The sequence below is a fragment of the Phycicoccus endophyticus genome (assembly GCF_011326735.1).
GTDB lineage: Bacteria > Actinomycetota > Actinomycetes > Actinomycetales > Dermatophilaceae > Phycicoccus > Phycicoccus endophyticus.
Genome location: NZ_JAANCN010000007.1, coordinates 152,112 through 168,571, shown reverse-complemented (window position 1 = coordinate 168,571; position 16,460 = coordinate 152,112). Strand labels below are relative to the sequence as shown.

At 72.6% G+C, this 16,460-nt stretch carries 24 protein-coding genes and 1 tRNA gene; 17 read left to right on the top strand and 8 right to left on the bottom strand.

Annotated elements, in window-relative coordinates:
- Positions 1-13 precede the first annotated feature (13 nt).
- Entirely contained in the window at positions 14-640 is a 627-nt protein-coding gene (locus G8D98_RS09965) for an ATP-dependent Clp protease proteolytic subunit (protein WP_275944346.1), read from the bottom strand.
- A gap of 111 nt (positions 641-751) precedes the next feature.
- Positions 752-1,969, bottom strand: coding sequence for an MFS transporter (locus G8D98_RS09960; RefSeq protein ID WP_229661746.1), 1,218 nt, complete (start codon positions 1,967-1,969; stop codon positions 752-754).
- 102 nt (positions 1,970-2,071) lie between these two features.
- Here G8D98_RS09960 and G8D98_RS09955 point away from each other — a divergent pair, with 102 nt between their 5' ends.
- On the top strand, positions 2,072-3,148 hold the full coding sequence (locus G8D98_RS09955; protein WP_166102410.1) for a LacI family DNA-binding transcriptional regulator: 1,077 nt from the start codon (positions 2,072-2,074) through the stop codon (positions 3,146-3,148).
- Between the two features lie 40 nt (positions 3,149-3,188).
- Here the strand turns inward: G8D98_RS09955 and tig are convergent, their stop codons facing one another.
- The 3 genes from tig to G8D98_RS09940 form a co-directional block, all read right to left on the bottom strand.
- Positions 3,189-4,574, bottom strand: a complete 1,386-nt coding sequence (gene tig, locus G8D98_RS09950) for a trigger factor (RefSeq protein ID WP_166102409.1) — start codon at positions 4,572-4,574, stop codon at positions 3,189-3,191.
- Between the two features lie 147 nt (positions 4,575-4,721).
- On the bottom strand, positions 4,722-5,369 hold the full coding sequence (locus G8D98_RS09945; protein ID WP_229661747.1) for a potassium channel family protein: 648 nt from the start codon (positions 5,367-5,369) through the stop codon (positions 4,722-4,724).
- A gap of 13 nt (positions 5,370-5,382) precedes the next feature.
- Positions 5,383-6,741, bottom strand: coding sequence for a TrkH family potassium uptake protein (locus G8D98_RS09940; protein ID WP_166102407.1), 1,359 nt, complete (start codon positions 6,739-6,741; stop codon positions 5,383-5,385).
- A 74-nt stretch (positions 6,742-6,815) separates the two neighbouring features.
- On the opposite strand from G8D98_RS09940, the gene G8D98_RS09935 reads away from it, so the two are divergent.
- The gene (locus G8D98_RS09935) at positions 6,816-7,772 is read left to right on the top strand and encodes a DUF389 domain-containing protein (RefSeq protein WP_166102406.1); all 957 of its coding nucleotides are present in this window, start codon (positions 6,816-6,818) and stop codon (positions 7,770-7,772) included.
- A gap of 74 nt (positions 7,773-7,846) precedes the next feature.
- On the opposite strand, the gene G8D98_RS09930 is transcribed toward G8D98_RS09935, so the two are convergent.
- Positions 7,847-7,931 (bottom strand) — tRNA-Ser (locus G8D98_RS09930).
- Between the two features lie 90 nt (positions 7,932-8,021).
- On the opposite strand from G8D98_RS09930, the gene G8D98_RS09925 reads away from it, so the two are divergent.
- Positions 8,022-9,221: a tyrosine-type recombinase/integrase gene (locus G8D98_RS09925; RefSeq protein ID WP_166102405.1), complete on the top strand. Its 1,200-nt coding sequence runs from the start codon at positions 8,022-8,024 to the stop codon at positions 9,219-9,221.
- A gap of 13 nt (positions 9,222-9,234) precedes the next feature.
- Here the strand turns inward: G8D98_RS09925 and G8D98_RS09920 are convergent, their stop codons facing one another.
- Both G8D98_RS09920 and G8D98_RS09915 read right to left on the bottom strand, forming a co-directional pair.
- Positions 9,235-9,630, bottom strand: coding sequence for an ImmA/IrrE family metallo-endopeptidase (locus G8D98_RS09920; RefSeq protein WP_166102404.1), 396 nt, complete (start codon positions 9,628-9,630; stop codon positions 9,235-9,237).
- 68 nt (positions 9,631-9,698) lie between these two features.
- Complete coding sequence (locus G8D98_RS09915) at positions 9,699-10,022, bottom strand: hypothetical protein (protein ID WP_166102403.1); 324 nt, start codon at positions 10,020-10,022, stop codon at positions 9,699-9,701.
- 108 nt (positions 10,023-10,130) lie between these two features.
- Between G8D98_RS09915 and G8D98_RS09910 the strand changes: the two genes are divergently transcribed.
- From G8D98_RS09910 to G8D98_RS09845, 14 genes are all read left to right on the top strand, one after another.
- Positions 10,131-10,373, top strand: coding sequence for a helix-turn-helix domain-containing protein (locus G8D98_RS09910; RefSeq protein WP_166102402.1), 243 nt, complete (start codon positions 10,131-10,133; stop codon positions 10,371-10,373).
- A complete protein-coding gene (locus G8D98_RS09905; RefSeq protein ID WP_166102401.1) occupies positions 10,370-10,576 on the top strand; it encodes a helix-turn-helix transcriptional regulator in 207 nt (68 codons plus the stop codon). Before G8D98_RS09910 ends, G8D98_RS09905 begins: the two co-directional genes overlap by 4 nt.
- A 136-nt stretch (positions 10,577-10,712) precedes the next feature.
- Positions 10,713-10,874, top strand: coding sequence for a hypothetical protein (locus tag G8D98_RS09900; protein WP_166102400.1), 162 nt, complete (start codon positions 10,713-10,715; stop codon positions 10,872-10,874).
- The gene (locus G8D98_RS09895; protein WP_166102397.1) at positions 10,871-11,143 is read left to right on the top strand and encodes a hypothetical protein; all 273 of its coding nucleotides are present in this window, start codon (positions 10,871-10,873) and stop codon (positions 11,141-11,143) included. The genes G8D98_RS09900 and G8D98_RS09895 overlap by 4 nt, the downstream gene beginning before the upstream one ends.
- A 3-nt stretch (positions 11,144-11,146) precedes the next feature.
- Complete coding sequence (locus tag G8D98_RS09890; protein WP_166102395.1) at positions 11,147-11,503, top strand: hypothetical protein; 357 nt, start codon at positions 11,147-11,149, stop codon at positions 11,501-11,503.
- Entirely contained in the window at positions 11,500-11,739 is a 240-nt protein-coding gene (locus tag G8D98_RS09885; protein ID WP_166102394.1) for a hypothetical protein, read from the top strand. Before G8D98_RS09890 ends, G8D98_RS09885 begins: the two co-directional genes overlap by 4 nt.
- 56 nt (positions 11,740-11,795) lie before the next feature.
- Positions 11,796-12,203 carry an LPXTG cell wall anchor domain-containing protein gene (locus tag G8D98_RS09880; protein ID WP_166102392.1) on the top strand — a complete coding sequence of 136 codons (408 nt, stop codon included), beginning with the start codon at positions 11,796-11,798 and terminating at the stop codon, positions 12,201-12,203.
- Entirely contained in the window at positions 12,200-12,517 is a 318-nt protein-coding gene (locus G8D98_RS09875; RefSeq protein ID WP_229661748.1) for a VRR-NUC domain-containing protein, read from the top strand. The genes G8D98_RS09880 and G8D98_RS09875 overlap by 4 nt, the downstream gene beginning before the upstream one ends.
- The gene (locus G8D98_RS09870) at positions 12,517-13,560 is read left to right on the top strand and encodes a hypothetical protein (RefSeq protein WP_166102389.1); all 1,044 of its coding nucleotides are present in this window, start codon (positions 12,517-12,519) and stop codon (positions 13,558-13,560) included. The genes G8D98_RS09875 and G8D98_RS09870 overlap by 1 nt, the downstream gene beginning before the upstream one ends.
- Positions 13,557-14,561 (top strand): hypothetical protein, encoded by a 1,005-nt coding sequence (locus G8D98_RS09865; protein WP_166102387.1) that lies wholly within the window; start codon positions 13,557-13,559, stop codon positions 14,559-14,561. Before G8D98_RS09870 ends, G8D98_RS09865 begins: the two co-directional genes overlap by 4 nt.
- Positions 14,558-15,028 (top strand): hypothetical protein, encoded by a 471-nt coding sequence (locus G8D98_RS09860; RefSeq protein WP_166102385.1) that lies wholly within the window; start codon positions 14,558-14,560, stop codon positions 15,026-15,028. The genes G8D98_RS09865 and G8D98_RS09860 overlap by 4 nt, the downstream gene beginning before the upstream one ends.
- Positions 15,025-15,408 (top strand): HNH endonuclease, encoded by a 384-nt coding sequence (locus G8D98_RS09855; protein WP_166102383.1) that lies wholly within the window; start codon positions 15,025-15,027, stop codon positions 15,406-15,408. Before G8D98_RS09860 ends, G8D98_RS09855 begins: the two co-directional genes overlap by 4 nt.
- Entirely contained in the window at positions 15,405-15,761 is a 357-nt protein-coding gene (locus G8D98_RS09850; RefSeq protein WP_166102380.1) for a hypothetical protein, read from the top strand. Before G8D98_RS09855 ends, G8D98_RS09850 begins: the two co-directional genes overlap by 4 nt.
- Entirely contained in the window at positions 15,758-16,354 is a 597-nt protein-coding gene (locus G8D98_RS09845; protein ID WP_166102377.1) for a hypothetical protein, read from the top strand. The genes G8D98_RS09850 and G8D98_RS09845 overlap by 4 nt, the downstream gene beginning before the upstream one ends.
- Positions 16,355-16,460 lie beyond the last annotated feature (106 nt).

Here is a 16,460-nt window from a genome sequence, read left to right as displayed (position 1 = left end):
GTCTCTCGGCCGGTCAGTCGGCGGTCACGGGGTTGTCGGCGTGCCGCCCGGCCATGTCGGCCTTGGTGATCACGTGGTCGACGAAGCCGTACTGCTGCGCCTCGGCCGCCGTGAACCACCGGTCGCGGTCGGAGTCGGCCTCGATCTGCTCGACGCTCTGCCCCGTGTGCTCGGCGATGAGCTCGGCCATCTGCTGCTTGATGTGGATCAGCTGCTCGGCCTGGATCTTGATGTCGGACGCCGTGCCGCCGATGCCGCCGGAGGGCTGGTGCATCATCACCCGCGCGTGGGGCGTGGCGTAGCGCTTGCCGGGGGTGCCGGCGGACAGGAGGAACTGCCCCATCGAGGCGGCCATCCCCATCGCGACCGTCGCGACGTCGTTGGGCACCCACTGCATGGTGTCGAAGATCGCCATCCCCGCGGTGACCGAGCCGCCCGGGCTGTTGATGTACAGCCAGATGTCCTTGCTCGGGTCCTCGGCGGCGAGGAGCAGCATCTGCGCACAGATCGCGTTCGCGTTGTCGTCGCGCACGTCGGACCCGAGGAAGATGATCCGCTCCTTGAGGAGGCGGTTGTAGATGTGGTCGTCGAGGCCGGCCTTCTGGCCCTCGCCCGCGGCGACGATCTCGCTGCTGGTCACGTCGGGATGCTCCTCGTTGCCATGTCGTGGTTCGCTGTCAGTGACCCTAACGCCCGGCCCCCGCGGGGCACTCCACGACCGGGCTCGTGTTCGCCGTGAGCACAACCCGCCTCAGGCCGAGGGGGCGCTGTCCTGCGGATGCCGGACCGCGGGCACGACGGCGAGGGCGAGCAGCGCCAGTGCCCCGACGACGAGCAGCGCATGGAGGACGCCGGCGTGGTCGCCGAGGAACCCGAGCAGCGGGGGGCCGGCGAGGAAGGCGACGTACCCGATGGTCGCGACCACCGACATCCGGGCCGTGGCCCGCTCGGGCTCGTCGGCCGAGGCGCTCATCCCGACGGGGAAGCCGAGGGCGGCCCCGACGCCCCAGACCGCCGCGCCGACGAAGGCCAGCCAGGCCGGGCCGAAGACGACGCCGAGCGCCCCGAGCACGGCGAGCGCGAAGCTGACCCGCAGCACGGGGACCCGGCCGTGCCGGTCGAGCAGCGCGGTGCCGACGAGCCGGCCGGCCGTCATCGCCGTGAGGAAGGTCGCGAAGCCGAGCACGCCCGCCCATGCCGGCAGCTCGTGGCCCTCGACGAAGGCCACCGCGAGCCAGTCGTTGGCCGTGCCCTCGGTGAACGCCGCGGCGAGGACGACGACGCCGATCAGGAGGGTGCGCGGCTCGAGCCACGCCGAGGGCGCGGCCTGCGGGGCGCTCACCTGCCCGTCGTCGTCGCGCTCGACCAGGGCCCGGGGCAGGAAGCGCGGCAGGGCCCACGCCGCGAGCACGAGGGTGAGCACCGCGGAGGCGAGGAAGTGGGCGGTGAGGGGGATGCCGAGTGCGGAGGCGGCGGCCCCGGCGAGGGCCGAGAGCACCGTCCCGCCGGAGAACGCGGCGTGGAAGTGGGGCATGACCGAGCGGCCGAGCTCGCGCTCGACCGCGGCACCCTCGAGGTTCATCGCGACGTCCCACACGCCGATACCGAGGCCGACGAGGTAGAGACCGACCATGACGAGGTAGCGCGAGCCCTGGGCGTCGACGACCACCGCCGTCGCGAGCAGGCCGGTGAGCGCGAGGGCCATCCCCCCGAGCACCGCCCGCGCGGCGCCGACCCGGTCGACGACCCGCCCCGCGAGTGGGAGCCCGGTGACCGAGCCGGCACTCGCCGCGAGCAGGGTGACCCCGAGCTCGCCCGCGCTCAGGCCGAGGGCGATCTTGGTGTCGGCGATCCGCGCGGCCCACGAGGCGAAGACGACGCCGGCGAGTGCGAAGACGACGAAGACGGCGGTCCGGGCGGTCACGACCCGCTCGCGCGGGCGACCCGGAGCGGGCACGGTGGTCGTCACGGAGGTCCTTGTCGTCGTCGTCGAATCGATTCGATCGAACCGATTCGATATTGTCGTCGTCATGGACGGCGCTCGTCAACCCGACTCCGGGAGCGGACTCCGGTGAGCCGGAGCGGGGCCGGGCACCGGGCGACCCTGCGCGAGGTCGCCGCGCTCGCGGGCGTGTCGACCTCCACGGCCTCCCTCGTCTTCAGCGGCAAGGGGCCGGTGGCGCCGGCCACCGCGCGGCGGGTCCGGGAGGCCGCCGACCACCTCGCCTTCACCGGTCCCGACCCGCTCGCGTCCTCGCTGCGCCAGGGCCGGGTCGGCACGGTCGCGGTCGTCGTGGAGTCCCCCCTGCGGTTCGCCTTCCGCGACCCCTTCGCCCTCGCCGTGCTCGACGGGCTCGCCGAGGAGCTCGAGGCCGCCGGCCGCTCGATGCTGCTCGTCGCCCAGCCCGCCGAGCACCCGGGCCGGGCCGTCGACCAGCTCGCGACCCTGGCGCTCGACGCCGCAGTCCTGCCACTGTGCGGGGTGCGCGACAACCCCGTCGTGGACCATCTCGCGGCGCGGCGGGTCCCCCTCGTCGGGAGCGGGTCGCCGCTCGACCCGCGCGTCGTCCACGTCCGCACCGACGAGGAGGGGGCCATCGGGCTGACGACCCGGCACGTGATCGGGCTCGGCCACACCCGTCTCGCCCACGTCACGATGGCCCTCTCCCCCGGCGCCTCGACCGCGCCGGTGGCGCCCGGCGGCCCCGAGCGGGCGGACTACCCGGACGCCGAGGGGCGGCTGCGCGGGTTCCGGAAGCTCGCCGGGGAGCGCGCCCCGGTCGTCGAGGCCGCCGACCTGACCGTCGGCGCCGGCGAGCAGGCGGGCCGGCTGCTCCTCGACGTCCCGAGCGGGCGCCGGCCCACCGCGGTCGTCTGCCAGGCCGACCTGCTCGCGGCGGGCGTGCTCCGGGCGGCGGCCGCCCTGCACCTGCGCGTCCCCGAGGACGTCTCGGTCACCGGGTTCGACGGTGTGGACCTGCCGTGGCTGGACCACACCCTGACGACGGTCCTCCAGCCGGGCGTGGCCAAGGGGGCGGCGATGGGTGCGCTCGTGCGCCGCGCCCTCGCCGGAGAGCCGGTGGCCGACGAGGCCTTCCCGGTACGGCTGCGCGTCGGCTCGACGACCGGCCCGGCGCCTGCCGGCTGAGACCGGCGGGCGAGCGGTGGCCGGTCCCGGCCGCGGTGGCTCAGGCCTGGGCCGGCTCCTCGGCCTGCGCACCCTCCTGCGCCTCGGCAGCGGCCGCCGGCTCCTCACCGGTGGCGGCCTCCTCGGCCGTGCCCTCCTCGCCCGCTGCGGCGGTCTCGGACTCCGGCACGAGCTCGTCGAGGTCGACCGGGTTGCCGCTGGCGTCGGTGACGACGGCGTCGTCGAGGACGGCGGCGAGGGCCTTGCGCCGGGCGACCTCCTGGACCATCGCCGACACCTGGCCCTGCTGGTCGACGGCCTGGGCGAACTGGTTGGGGTCCATGCCGTACTGCTGGGCACTCATCACGAGGTACTCGATGAGCTCGGGCTGCTCGACGGTCACCTCGAGCTGCTCGGCGAGGGCGTCGAGGAGGAACTGCGCGCGCAGCGCCTTACGGGTGGACTCCTCCACCTCGGCGCGGTGCTCGTCGTCCTCGAGCCGGTTCTCGCCCTCGAGGTGGGAGTGCACCTCGGCCTCGACGATGCCGTCGGGAACCGGGACCTCGACGGTCTCGAGCAGCTGCTCGAGCAGCCGGTCGCGGGCCTGGATGCCCTGCTCGTACTTCTTGGCCTGCTCGGCCTGGCGCACGAGGTCGGCCCGCAGCTCCTCGAGGGTGTCGAACTCCGAGGCCAGCTGGGCGAACTCGTCGTCGAGCTCGGGCAGCTCGCGCACCTTGACCGACTGCACCGTCACGGTGCACTCGGCCTCCTGGCCCTCGTGATCGCCGCCGGCCAGGGGGGCGGTGAAGGTCGCGGTCTCGCCCGCCGACAGGCCGAGAAGCGCCTCGTCGATGCCCTGGAGCATGTTGCCGCTGCCGACCTCGTAGGAGACGCCCTCGACGGCGTCGATCTGCTCCCCGTCGATCTCGGCGGAGAGGTCGATGGAGACGTGGTCGCCGTCCTCGACCGCCCGGTCGACCCCGACGAGCGTCCCGAAGCGCTCCCGCAGGGCGGTAAGCCGCTCCTCGACGTCCTCGTCGGTGACCGCGACGTCGTCGACGGAGACCGCGACGCCCGTGAGCTCGGGCAGCTCGAGGGTGGGCCGCACGTCGGTCTCGACGGTGAACTCGAGGTCCTGGCCGTCCTCGAGGGGCACGGCGGTGACGTCGACCTCGGGCTGGCCGATGGCGCGCACGTCCTCGGCCTCGGCGGCCTCGGCGAAGTACTTCGGCAGCGCCTCGTTGACCGCCTCCTGGACGACGGCGCCGCGCCCGATCCGCTGGTCGATGATCCGCGCGGGGACCTTGCCGCGGCGGAAGCCGGGGACCTGGACCTGGGAGCCGATGCTGCGGTAGGCGTCCTCGAGCAGCGGCTTCAGCTCCTCGAACGGGACCTCGACGGTCAGCTTGACCCGGGTCGGGCTGAGGGTCTCGACGGCACTCTTCACTTCGGGGACTCCACCTGGGGTGTCGGGTTCACGGTCTCGCGTCGTGGGCGGGCGGCCACGCGGTCCGCGTGGAGCGGCCACCGGACACGACGCAAGGTCCCATGCTAGCGGCCGGGCCCGAGCGGGCCGAATCCGCCGGGTGCCCGGCTACTCCTCGTTGGAGAAGCGCTCGACCTTGGCCCGGTCGCCGGAGACGATGACGACGTCGCCGGCCTCGACGACGGTCTCCGGCACGGCGTAGGTGAAGTCCTGGCCGCGGTTCTTCACGCCGACGATCGTCACACCCCAGCGCGAGCGCACGCCCGCCTCCCCGAGGGTCTTGCCGAGGATGCTCTCCGGGGGCGTGGTCTTGACGATGGCGTAGCCGTCGTCGAACTCGATGTAGTCCATCATCCGCCCGCGCACGAGGTGCGCCACCCGCCGGCCCATGTCGAACTCGGGGCGCACGACGTGGTGCACGCCGACCTGCTCGAGGATCTTGCCCTGCGACTCCGTGGTCGCCTTGGCCCAGATGGTGCGTACCCCGAGGCTGCGCAGGACGAACGCCGTGAGGACGCTCGCCTCGATGTCGCTGCCGATGCCGATGACCGCGCGGCGGAACTCCCCGACGGACAGCTGCCGCAGCGCCTCGACGTCGGTGGTGTCGGCCTGGACGACGTGGGTGAGGCGGCCCGCGAGGTCCTGCACCCGCTTGGCGTCGTGGTCGATACCGAGCACCTCCACGCCGTCGTGCTCGAGCTCGAGGGCGAGCGCCTTGCCGAAGCGCCCGAGCCCGAGCACGGCGACCCCGCCCACGTCCGCGATGTTCTTAGCCAATGATCGGCGCCCCTTCCGGGAGGGAGTAGCGGCGTGCGTGCTCGCGCAGGGCGAGCGCGGACACCAGGGTGATCGGCCCGAGCCGGCCGACGAACATGAGGAAGACGAGGACGAGCTGGCCGGCGGCGCCCATGTGCGGCGTCAGCCCGGTGGACAGCCCGACGGTCGCGAAGGCCGACGTCGCCTCGAACATCACCTCGGGGATCGGGAAGTCGGTCAGCTCGGTGAGCAGCATCGTCGCGCCGACGACCGCCGCGATCCCGAGCAGCGCCACGGTGAGGGCCTGGCGGATGACCCGCGGCTCCACCCGGCGGTCGAAGGCGGTGACCTGCGGCTCGCCGCGCACCTCGGCGACGATGACGAAGAAGAGGAGGATGAACGTCGTCACCTTCAGCCCGCCCGCGGTGCTCGCCGAGCCGCCGCCGACGAACATCAGCAGGACCGTGCCGAGCAGGGTCTCCTGGCTGACCTGCCCGTAGTCCCAGGCGTTGAACCCGGCGGTCCGTGGCTGGACGGCGTGGAAGAACCCCGCGAGCACCTTCTGCAGGGGGTCGAGGGTGCCGATCGTCGCGGCGTTGTCCCACTCGCTGAGCGTCATGAAGAGCGTCCCACCGACGAGGAGGATCGCCGTCATCGTCAGCGTGAGCTTGGTGTGCAGGCTCCAGCGGCGCGGCCGGGTCCGCTTGCTCAGCTCGAGGACCACCGGGAACCCGAGCCCACCGACGATGACGGCCAGGCTCACCGGCAGCAGGACCCAGCCGTCGGTGAGGTAGCGGGTCAGGCTGTCGCTGTACAGGGAGAAGCCGGCGTTGTTGAACGCCGACACCGCGTGGAAGCCTCCGAGCCACAGGGCGTGGCGCACCGGCTGCCCCTCGACCACGAGGCGGCCGGTGAGCACGGCGGCGGTCAGCGACTCGGCGACGAGGCTGATGACGAAGACGCCGCGGACGACGGTGCGGACGTCCCCGAGGCCGACGCTCTTGGTCTCGACCGCCGCGTTGAGCCGGGTCCGCAGACCGAGCCGGCGCGAGACGAACAGCGCGAGCAGGGAGGCCAGGGTCATCAGCCCGAAGCCGCCGACCTGGACGAGCGCGAGGATGACCGCCTGGCCCGTGGTGCTCCAGTAGTGCTCGGTGTCGACGACGGTCAGGCCGGTGACGCACACCGCGCTGGTCGCGGTGAACAGCGCGGTCAGGGCGTCCGCACCGTGCGCACCCGCCCGGCAGACCGGCAGGAGGAGCAGCAGGGTGCCGACGAGCACCGCCGAGCCGAAGGCCGCGACGAGCACCTGGGCGGGGTGGCGGAAGCGGTACTTCTTCCAGCCCTCGCGGCGGGTCGCGCTCGTCGTCACCGGGTCAGCATGTCAGCCGCCGCGCACGTGTGGCGCAGACCCGCCGCCCCGACCGGCTGGGGCAGACTGACCGGGTGCTCGCCCTTCGGGTGTCGGTCCCCGCGGCCCTGACCGAGCCCGTGCTCGCGGTCCTCACCGGCGCGACCGCCGTCACCGGCCTCGCCGTCCTGCGCGGTGCCTCGCTCAGCCCCGAGGGCGACGTCGTCACCGCCGACGTGGCCCGCGAGGGCGCCAACGCCGTGGTCGACGCGCTGCGCGACCTCGGGGTGCACGAGGAGGGCACGGTCCGCCTGACGCCGGTCCCGACCTGGCTCTCGCGCGAGGCCTACGCGGCCGAGCGCCGTGCCCCCGGCGCCGGGGCCGACGCCGTCGTGTGGACCCAGGTGACCCACCGCGCCTACGAGGACTCCGAGCTGAACTGGGTCTACCTGTCGTTCATGGTGCTCGCGACCCTCATCGCCGGGGTCGCGGTCGCCGCGGACAACCTCGTCCTCGTCGTCGGCGCGATGGTGCTCGGGCCGGAGTTCGGGCCGATCGCCGCGGTGGGGCTGGCGCTCGTCCTGCGGCGCGCGCACCTGTTCGGGCTGGCGGTGCGCACCCTCCTCGCAGGCTTCGCCGCCGGGATCGGCGTGACCTGGGCCGCTGCGCTGGTGGCCCGGGCGCTCGGCTGGGTCAGCGCGCAGGAGGTGACCCACGGCCGGACGCTGACGTCGTTCGTGGCGCATCCGGACCACTGGAGCCTCGTCGTGGCGGTCATCGCCGGGTCCGCGGGAGTGCTGTCCCTGACGTCCGGGCGCACCCGCGGCCTGGCCGGGGTCTTCATCTCGGTGGTCACCGTCCCGGCGGCGGGCAACATCGCGGTCGCGGCCGCGGTCGGCGCCTGGGGCCAGGTGTGGAGTGCGGGCGCGCAGCTCGCGGTCAACCTCGTCGGCATGGCCGCGGCCGGGTGGGCGACGCTCGTCGTGCAGCGGGTCCTGTGGTCTCGGGTCTCGCCGCGCCGGGCGACGATGATGGGCCGGCCGCCGCTGTGACCGGTGGGGAGGAGGGGGCTACACGGGGCCGGACGTCGAGCCGGAGCGAGCACGGCGCGCGAGTGCCGGGCGCGCGGAGCGGGCGACGGGAATCGAACCCGCGTAGCCAGTTTGGAAGACTGGGTGGAGTACCATCTAGCCGACCGTCAAAACCGCCCCTGACCTGCCCGTTTACGTGCGGTGCCTATGCACGACATAGGCTGGGCTTGGGTACACCGTAGGGTACAGCGCGGATGATCGGAGGAGACGATGAGCAGCACGCGCACCACCCGCGCACGCCAGCGTCGACCCCAAGGTTCGGGGGGCCTGTTCCAGCGCGCCTCCGACGGACTGTGGGTCGGGCGCGTAGATGTCGGCTTCGACTCCCGTGGCCGTAGAGACCGCCGCCAGGTGTCGGCCAAGACTCGCGCCGAAGCAGCGCGCAAGCTCAAGCAGCTACAGCGCGACATCGCCAGCGGCAACATCCCCACAGCCGGCACCGGGGCCCGCACGACGGTGAAGTCGTGGTCGGACGCCTGGCTCCCCCAGCACGAGCGGACGGTCCGGCCGAACGTCTACGTCACCGACCGCGGAGTCGTGCGCCGGTGGATCGTCCCGACGATCGGCCACCGCCGCCTGGCCGACCTCACCCCCGCAGACCTGCGCCGCCTGGCCGACGCCGTCACCAACGCCGGCCGGTCGAGCTCGACCGCCCTCAACGTCCACGCCGTGCTCGTCAAGATGCTTCGCGATGCTCGCCTGGAAGGTCATGCGGTCCCCGATCGCATCTTCGACGCCCCTCGCCCTCGGCCGGCAGCCAGCGACCGTGACCAGATTCCGCCCGCTCACCTGCTCGCCATCCTGCGCGTGATCGCGGACCGCCCGGACACCTCACGATGGCTGTTCCGCATGCTGTACGGAGTCCGGCAGGGCGAGGCGCTCGGGCTGACTTGGGAGGCCATCGACCTCGACGCCGGCTCGTTCACCATCGAGTGGCAGCTCGAGCAGTTCGCCAAGGACGCCACCCTCCCGACCTGGCTGCGCACCCGACACCTGACCGGGACCATGTGGCTAGTCGAGCCCAAAACGAAGAACCGGAACGTCACGCTGCCGTTGCTGCCCTTCCTTGGGGCGAGTTTCGAGGCCTACCGGGAGACCGCTACGCCCAACCGCTACGGACTGGTGTGGACCGACGCCAGTGGTGAGCCGATTCGGGACCACCACGACCGCCGCGAGTGGCACGCGATCCAGCGAGCCGCCGGCGTCGCCCACCCAGCAGGACGGCCTTGGCACCTGCACGAGACGAGGCACACCGCGGCGTCCATCCTCATCGACGAGGGCACCGACCCGCGGGTCGTCGCCGCGATCCTGGGGCAGTCCAAGGTGGTCCAGGCGTACGTGCACGTCGACGCTGCAGCCACGAGCAAGGCACTCGGCCGCCTGGCCAAGCGGCTCGGCATCGAGGCGTAGGCGGTCCGCCGCATCACGCGGTGAAGTCCGCAGCCGCCACGCGCTCTCGGATGATTGCGAGCTCGGCCGGGTGCAGGTGGGAGGGGTCGAGCCTGACCCGGAGTAGTCGCTCCGTCACCCACAGCACGTCAGCCGCCTCGTCGAATCGCATCCCAGCCCACACGAGTGCGTCGGCGATGACTCGCGGGTCGGGCAGGAGGTAGCGCGCGGCGTACCTGTCGACAGCGTCCTCGACCGGACCCGGCTGACACGTTGAGTGTCCGTGCTCGAGGTGAGCGAGCTCGTGGGCCAGGACGCATCTGCGCTCGACCTGTGAGAGGTCGGATCGCATCCAGATGCGCTCGCCGTCGGTGGCACCTAAGAGGTAGGGAGGGAGGTCACTTCGCCAGTGCAGGTACGTGCCGGTCATCCTTCGTAGCCGGCGCCACGGGTGAGGCGTCTCCATGGCTTCGGACCGTAGGTGCCGGCCCCGACAAGTCACTCCTGGCTGGTGAAGGGACGCTCCCTGGGCGCCCTCGACGCGGCCAACCGGTAGGCGTCCCGTGGCAGGCCCGGATCAGCCGACAAGCGGGCCTCGGCCCGCTGGATGATGTCCGACGCCGACACACCCATGGCCTCGCACACCGCCAAGAGAGCCCCGAACGGGATCGCCCGGTCGCGCTGCACGAAGTAGTGGCCCCAGGCTCGTGCGAGGACGCCGGAATCCGACTGTATCGCGTTGTGCCGCAGCCCCTTACGGGCTGCCTCGGCCAACACTTCCTCGGCCGTGAGGGTCTCCAACCGCGTCTGCTTTTCGGTCACAATGGACCACTTTAGGCCCATACAGGCGCGCGTGCACCGCGAACGTCGTTGACGCCCCACCGCGACGTCGCCTTGCCATGTGGTCCATACGGACCTATCGTGGTTCATATGGACCACACAGCCCCAGGGATCGCCACCGTGATCGGCGATGCCATGGAAGCCGCCGGGCTCTCCGAGCGTGCTCTAGCCGACGAGTCGGGAATCGCCCGGTCGACACTCAAGCGCCGACTTCGCCTGGGCGACTTCACCTTCGCCGAGATCGCGGCCATCGGCGCAGCCCTCGGAACCACCACGTCAGACCTCGCACGACGCTGCGAGGAGCTCACGGCAGCTCGTCGGGAGCCGGCGTGAGCACCGCGACCAAGGCGGTCATGTCGCTGCAGGACGTCGCGGCACAGACCCCGTGGAGCGTCGACACCATCCGCCGCGCCGTCCGCGCGACGGACCCGGACTCGTTCCCACCCCCGCTAAAGGCGAAGCGCGGTCCGAAGGGGTCCTACGTCATCCGCGAGCAGGACTTCCGGGAGTGGATCGACGGGCTCCCGGACGCATGACCCCCGGCCGGGGTGACGCGGGCCCCCCTCCCCTGCGGCCCCCACCCCGGCCGGGCCACAGCCCAGCACAGCAAGCGGCCCCCGCCGAACCGCCAAGTCCACGCGAGGGCCACCCACTCACCAAGGAGTATCCCAGATGGGCAGCAAGAACAGCCGGACTCTCGCGCTGAGCGATGACGCCGTCATCCTCACGCGCACGCACGCCGAGGTCCTCCTCGAGATCCTCAGGAGCCGCGCCAGCCGAGCACCGCACGAGCGCGACGTGCGTGACGCCCTCGCCGAGCAGGTGTCGGCATGACGGCCTCGCTCGATGACGTACTCGTCCTGGCCGACGTCGACGACGCCATCGTGACCACGCTCCACGAGGGCGGCTGCAGCCCGGAAGAGATCGCAGAGCGCGTGTCGGCCTGGGCCGGCTCCGAGGTCGCGCCGGGCTCTGTCACGGCATGGCTGCACGACCACGGCTACCCGCCATGCACCGCCATCTACGGGCCCGCCATGTGCGAGCAGCCCTCCATCCCCGGCAGCGTCCCGCCGCGCTGTCACACCTGCACGAAGGAGGCGTGAGCCATGCCCACCACCGTCACCCCCGAACGCGCCCGCGAAGTCGCCGCCACTGAATTCGTCATGCTCGCGTACTGGCGCACCTGCCTCGAGGTCGGACGTGACTCGGGTCTCGTCGCCGGCATGATCGCCGCCGCGGTGGACTTCGAACCCCTTCTCGGGCTCGGCCGGAGCCTCACCCCATGCGAAGGCCCCGGCTGCGATCTCTACAGCACCGACACCTACTGCTCCCCCGCATGCGCTGACGCCGCGCAGACCGCCTGGGAGGGCCGCGAGGAACACCTGCAAGCGGCCTACAGCGCGGGCACCGGCCGGGCCGGCGCAGAGCCGAGGCCCAGCCTGTGGATCGGGGGCCCGCGATGAGCCTGACTCGTCGCGGTATCGCCGTCGTCTGCGTCGGCGTGGTTCTCGCGGCCGTGTTCAGTCTGGCGGTTCTGGCCGGACTCCTCGCTGCCTTCGGCCTCACCCACCCCACGGGCGCATTCATCGTGCTCGGCCTGCTCGGGTCGACGGTGGCCGTGCTCGCGAGCCTCACGTCGAACGCCCCGTCGGAGCCCGCTCAGCGCGACGGGCTGCTCGACCGCGAAGGGCACTACTGATGTGCGCTGCGCGCCGGATCGCCGCGACCCTAGCTCTTGCGCTCCTCACGCTCGTGGTGTCAGCACCCGCAGCGTGGTCGCTGTGGCAGACGCACCAGCGCGTCACGGTCACCTGGGCGCTCCCGCCCGGCGTCGATCCCCGCACGGCGCCCTACCCCACCTGGTTCCCGCAAACGCTCGCCGGGGGCGGCGACGTGTGCCGCTGGCGCCAGACCGACAGGTACCCCAGGGACGCTGCCGCCTGGATCACCGCGGACGGGCTCCTGACCCTGCGCCCCGACGGCACCGCCGAGGACGCCGACGCGGTGGGCCACACCGGCCGACTCATCCCACCCCGCCACGACTGCCGCGCCGGCGAGCTCGCGCAGACCGGGCCCTCGCACGTCGCGTGGCTCGGCGCCGGCGCGCTACTGGCCATCGCCGCCGGCATCACCCTCATCAACCGCAGGAGGTCCGCGCCGTGACCCACACCACCCGCCCCGATCCGTTCGCAGACGAAGCAGAGTTCCAGGACGCGGTCACCGCCATGGCCCAGACCTTGCGCTGCCTCACGTACCACACCCACGACAGCCGCCGGTCGAACCCGGGGTCCCCGGACCTCGTCATCGCGGGCCGCCGGGGAGTCCTCTACCGGGAGCTCAAGACCGCCACGGGCCGCCTCAGTCGGGCGCAGGACGAGTGGCTTTCCACCCTCGTCCTTGCCGGCGCGAACGCGGCCGTGTGGCGGCCGGAGGACTGGCCCGTGCGGATCCACCGAGAGATCCGGGCGGTGTCCTGATGCGCGCCGAAGGCATCAGCGGCAACGCCGTACCCGAGACGCGGGGTGTCCCGCTGCCTCGCGAGCCTCGCGGTGGCACGCACATGCTCGAGCGCGGCCGCCGGGACCCGCTCGCCACGTCCCCCTTCGCCGGCCAGCAGCGCCCGGAATTCACGCCCGCGCAGCTCGCCAAGGCCGGCTACTCGACAGGCCGCGCAACACCGGCTCGAAAGACGCGCACGGTGGAGCGGCACAAGAAGGCCACCCCGCGGCGCACGGCGAGCAGGCCACGGACGGCGACACCGAAGCCCGCGCCGAAGCCCACCCCCAAGTCCGCGCCGAGGCCGGCGCGGACCCCGAAGCCCAGGCCTCGGCGCTTCGACCACCAGGCTGCCGTCCGGGAGTACCTGGCGGGCGAGACCGCCAGCCAGGTCGGGCAGCGCCACGGCGTCACCGTCCGATCCGTCCTCAACGCTCTGCACGCCGCCGGACACCAGACACGCCCACCCGGGCCCCGCCCCTACAAGCCGCGGGGGCCCCGCGCCACCACCCCCGTCGACGAGATCGTGCGGCTCTACACCGTCGAGCACCTCTCGCCACCCGAGATCGCCCGCCGCGTCGGCGCCAGCCCCAAGGCCGTCCGCGAGAACCTCGACCGCGCCGGCGTCCAGCGCACCGACGCCCGCGCCACCCACTCCGGCGGCCGCAACGGCCACCCCGAGGAGCTCCTGCGTGAGGCCGGCCGGCTCTACGCCACCGGGCTGACCCGCTCCGAGGTCGCCGCTCGGCTCGGGATCGGCGTCAAGGCCGTCGACAAGGGCATCAGGCTCGCCCACATCCAGCCACGCCCGGGCGCGCACATCCCTTCCGGCCGTCCCGGCCGGGACGGTGCCCGCGGCCTCAAGGACCTGATGGCCGAGCACCACGTCACCGCCGCCGAGGTCCGCGCCTACGCCCTTGGCGCCGGCCTCGACTGCCCACTCGTCGGTATCCCACCCGCCAGGCTCGTCCGCTCCTACCTCGCCGCGGCCGGAGTCGAGACCCCCACGGAGGCCAAGCGTTGACCCTCACCACCCGCCGCCCGACTGGCCTCCCCGCCTGGCCCATCCTGCTCATCGCCGGAGTCGAGAAGTCCGGCAAGACCTACGCCGCGGCCGCCGCCTCGGCCTCTGCGCTCGTCGGCCGCACCCTGTGGGTCGGCGTAGGTGAGGACGACCCCGACGAGTACGGCGCCATCCCGGGCGCGCGCTTCGAGATCGTCGAGCACGACGGCACCTACCGCGGCATCCTCGGCGTCCTCGACGAGTGCGTCACAGAGCTGGCCAAGACCACGAAGGGCGACCGTCCCGGCCTCATCGTCCTGGACTCCGCCACCCGCCTGTGGAACCTGCTGTCCGACGAAGCACAGGAGGCGGCCAACCGTCGGGCGCGCAAGAAGGCCCAGCAGAACCGGAAGCCCGAGCCGGAGGGTGACGCGACGATCTCGATGGACCTGTGGAACCTCGCGAAGCAGCGGTGGGACCACGTCATGGACTGCCTGCGCGAGCACCAGGGACCCTCGATCGTCACCGCCCGGCTCGACCTGACGTCCGTGGTCAACGACCGCGGCGACCCGACGCCCGATCGCGTGTGGAAGGTCCAGGCGCACAAGTCCCTCCCCTACGACGTCGGCGCGATCGTCGAGCTCCCAGCGCCCGGCGAGGCGGTACTCACCGGCGTCCGCTCGCTGCGCGTGAAGAACGCACAGGTCGCTCGACGCCCCTTCCCCCAGTTCACCGTCGAGAAGCTGTGGACCGAGATGGGGCTGGCCGAGACCAGCGGCCCACGCCGACACACCACATCCGACGCTGCCGCCTCGGTCACGGCGGACGACCGGGCAGCCCACACCGCGCAGACCCTGATCGCGCAGATCGCCGACCTCACGCAGGCCAAGGGCATCGACCCCAACGTGATCGTCCGCGACTGGATGGACAGCCACAACGGACAGCACATCAAGGACGCCACCGACGTCGGAGCGCTCGAGCTGCTCCGGGACGACCTCGCCGCGAAGGAGACCCCAGCATGACCATGGACCAGACCACCGCGAACAAGCTCGTCACCCTCGCGGTCCTCAAGAAGATCGTCACCCGGCTCGACTCCGAGGTGCGCGCCTCGGTGGCGATGGACCGCGGCGACCGGAAGGCCGCCCAGGCTGCCGGGCGCCGCATCGGCTACGTCACCATGACCGACCCGGCCGATGCCGTGCGCGTGGCCGACCGCGAGGCATTCCAGGCGTGGGTCGCCGAGAACCACCCCGACGAGATCGTCTACCAGCCGTCGGTGCGTGCCTCGTTCGAGAAGGCGATGCTCGAGCGGGGATGCGACGACAGCGGGGAGGCTATCCCTGGCACCGCGCTCGTGAAGGCCGCCCCCGTGCTGCAGGTGAAGCCCACGCCAGACGCCGAGGCCGCGATCCGCCAGGAGCTCTCCTCGACCGGTCTGGACTTCGTCGGCGTGCTCGACGCCCTCGCCGTACCGGAGATCGAGCAGTGAAGTTCCCCGCCTCAGTCCGGGAGCTCATCATCCAGCGGGATGCGCACCGCTGCGCGCGCTGCTCGGCCCTGCTGCTGTCCGCGCCCCACAGCATCCACCACCGCAAGCCCCGCGGCGCCGGCGGCACCCGGGACCACCGCTCGATCGACCCTCGCAATGGGGTCCTCGTGTGCGGCACCGGCACGACCGGCTGTCACGGCTGGATCGAGTCCCACCGTGCCGCCGCGTACGCCACCGGGTGGCTCCTGCGCTCCTACGACCAGCTCGACAAGCCCCTCATCACCCTCGACGGGCACGCCATCTACCTGACCGACGACGGGGGCCGCTCCGAGGTGCTCGCCGCCTGGACGACCGAAGCCGCGAGAGAGGCCCTGCGATGACCCGCGAGTACCGCGTCCTGATCGACGCCCTCCGCAAGGCCGACGCCGGCGAGACCTGGACCGTCGACTCCTGGCGGACCGAGGCCGACGCGGCACAGCTGACGTCGGCCGAGCGAGGCGCGGCGCATGAGCACGCGGTCTGCGACGGCTACCTCGTGCCCCTCGGCACCAGGCTCGACGGCCGGTTCCACACGCTGACGATTCCGACCACGCACCCCGCCGGGAAGGGCCGCCGCGTCATCATCTACGCCCGCACCGGCCATCCCCTGCCCGAGCAGAAGATGCACCTGCCGGCCCGCGAGCGCACCGAGTGCGCGGGGCAGGGCGACCTCCTCGAGGTGATCGGGACGTGAGGCTCGCCATCGCAGACCCGCCCTACCCACCCCGTGTCTATGACAGACCCGACCTCGCCGGCGGAGCGCGCCGGCGCGTCATCCGCTCCCGGGCACGGCGCTGGTACGGAGACCAGGGCCCCACAGACCGCTCGAGCGGCAACGTCGCCGACTTCCACCCGGACGCCGCCGCGTGGGACACCCCCGAGGCGCACCGTGCGCTCATCGAGCGCCTGCACGCCGACTTCGATGGGTGGGCCCTCGCCACATCCCTGGACGGCGCCGAGTGGTACCACCCGCTCCCGGCCGGCACCCGCCACATGATCTGGCACAAGCCGAACAGCATGCCCAATGGCTCCCGTCTCGCCTCCTCCTGCGAGCTCGTCCTCGTCTACATCCCCCACGGCCGCCGCGTCCGATCCGCCGGTCATCAGATGCCCGACCTCCTCGTCGCCGCACCCCCGAACGCGCGCTTTGCCGGGGCCAAGCCGGTCGCCTGGACCCGCTGGGTCCTCGACGCCCTGGGCTACGACCCGGAGGCCGACACCCTCGACGACCTGTTCCCGGGATCCGGTGCGGTCGCCCTCGCGGCGGCCCAGGGGGTGCTGCTGTGACCCTCACCCCAGCCCAGCGGAAGCAGCTATGCCCCGAGTGCGCCACCGACCCGAAGGCCGCACGCGGCCGCTACTGCCCGCGGTTCGCGTGTCTGTGTGGGCACCA

Coding starts and splice junctions, on each gene's coding strand:
- G8D98_RS09890 (WP_166102395.1), top strand. CDS start 11,147: ATGCCCACCACCGTCACCCCCGAACGCGCCCGCGAAGTCGCCGCCACT.
- G8D98_RS09925 (WP_166102405.1), top strand. CDS start 8,022: ATGAGCAGCACGCGCACCACCCGCGCACGCCAGCGTCGACCCCAAGGT.
- G8D98_RS09850 (WP_166102380.1), top strand. CDS start 15,405: ATGACCCGCGAGTACCGCGTCCTGATCGACGCCCTCCGCAAGGCCGAC.
- G8D98_RS09895 (WP_166102397.1), top strand. CDS start 10,871: ATGACGGCCTCGCTCGATGACGTACTCGTCCTGGCCGACGTCGACGAC.
- G8D98_RS09860 (WP_166102385.1), top strand. CDS start 14,558: ATGACCATGGACCAGACCACCGCGAACAAGCTCGTCACCCTCGCGGTC.
- G8D98_RS09900 (WP_166102400.1), top strand. CDS start 10,713: ATGGGCAGCAAGAACAGCCGGACTCTCGCGCTGAGCGATGACGCCGTC.
- G8D98_RS09920 (WP_166102404.1), bottom strand. CDS start 9,630: ATGACCGGCACGTACCTGCACTGGCGAAGTGACCTCCCTCCCTACCTC.
- G8D98_RS09885 (WP_166102394.1), top strand. CDS start 11,500: ATGAGCCTGACTCGTCGCGGTATCGCCGTCGTCTGCGTCGGCGTGGTT.
- G8D98_RS09870 (WP_166102389.1), top strand. CDS start 12,517: ATGCGCGCCGAAGGCATCAGCGGCAACGCCGTACCCGAGACGCGGGGT.
- G8D98_RS09910 (WP_166102402.1), top strand. CDS start 10,131: ATGGACCACACAGCCCCAGGGATCGCCACCGTGATCGGCGATGCCATG.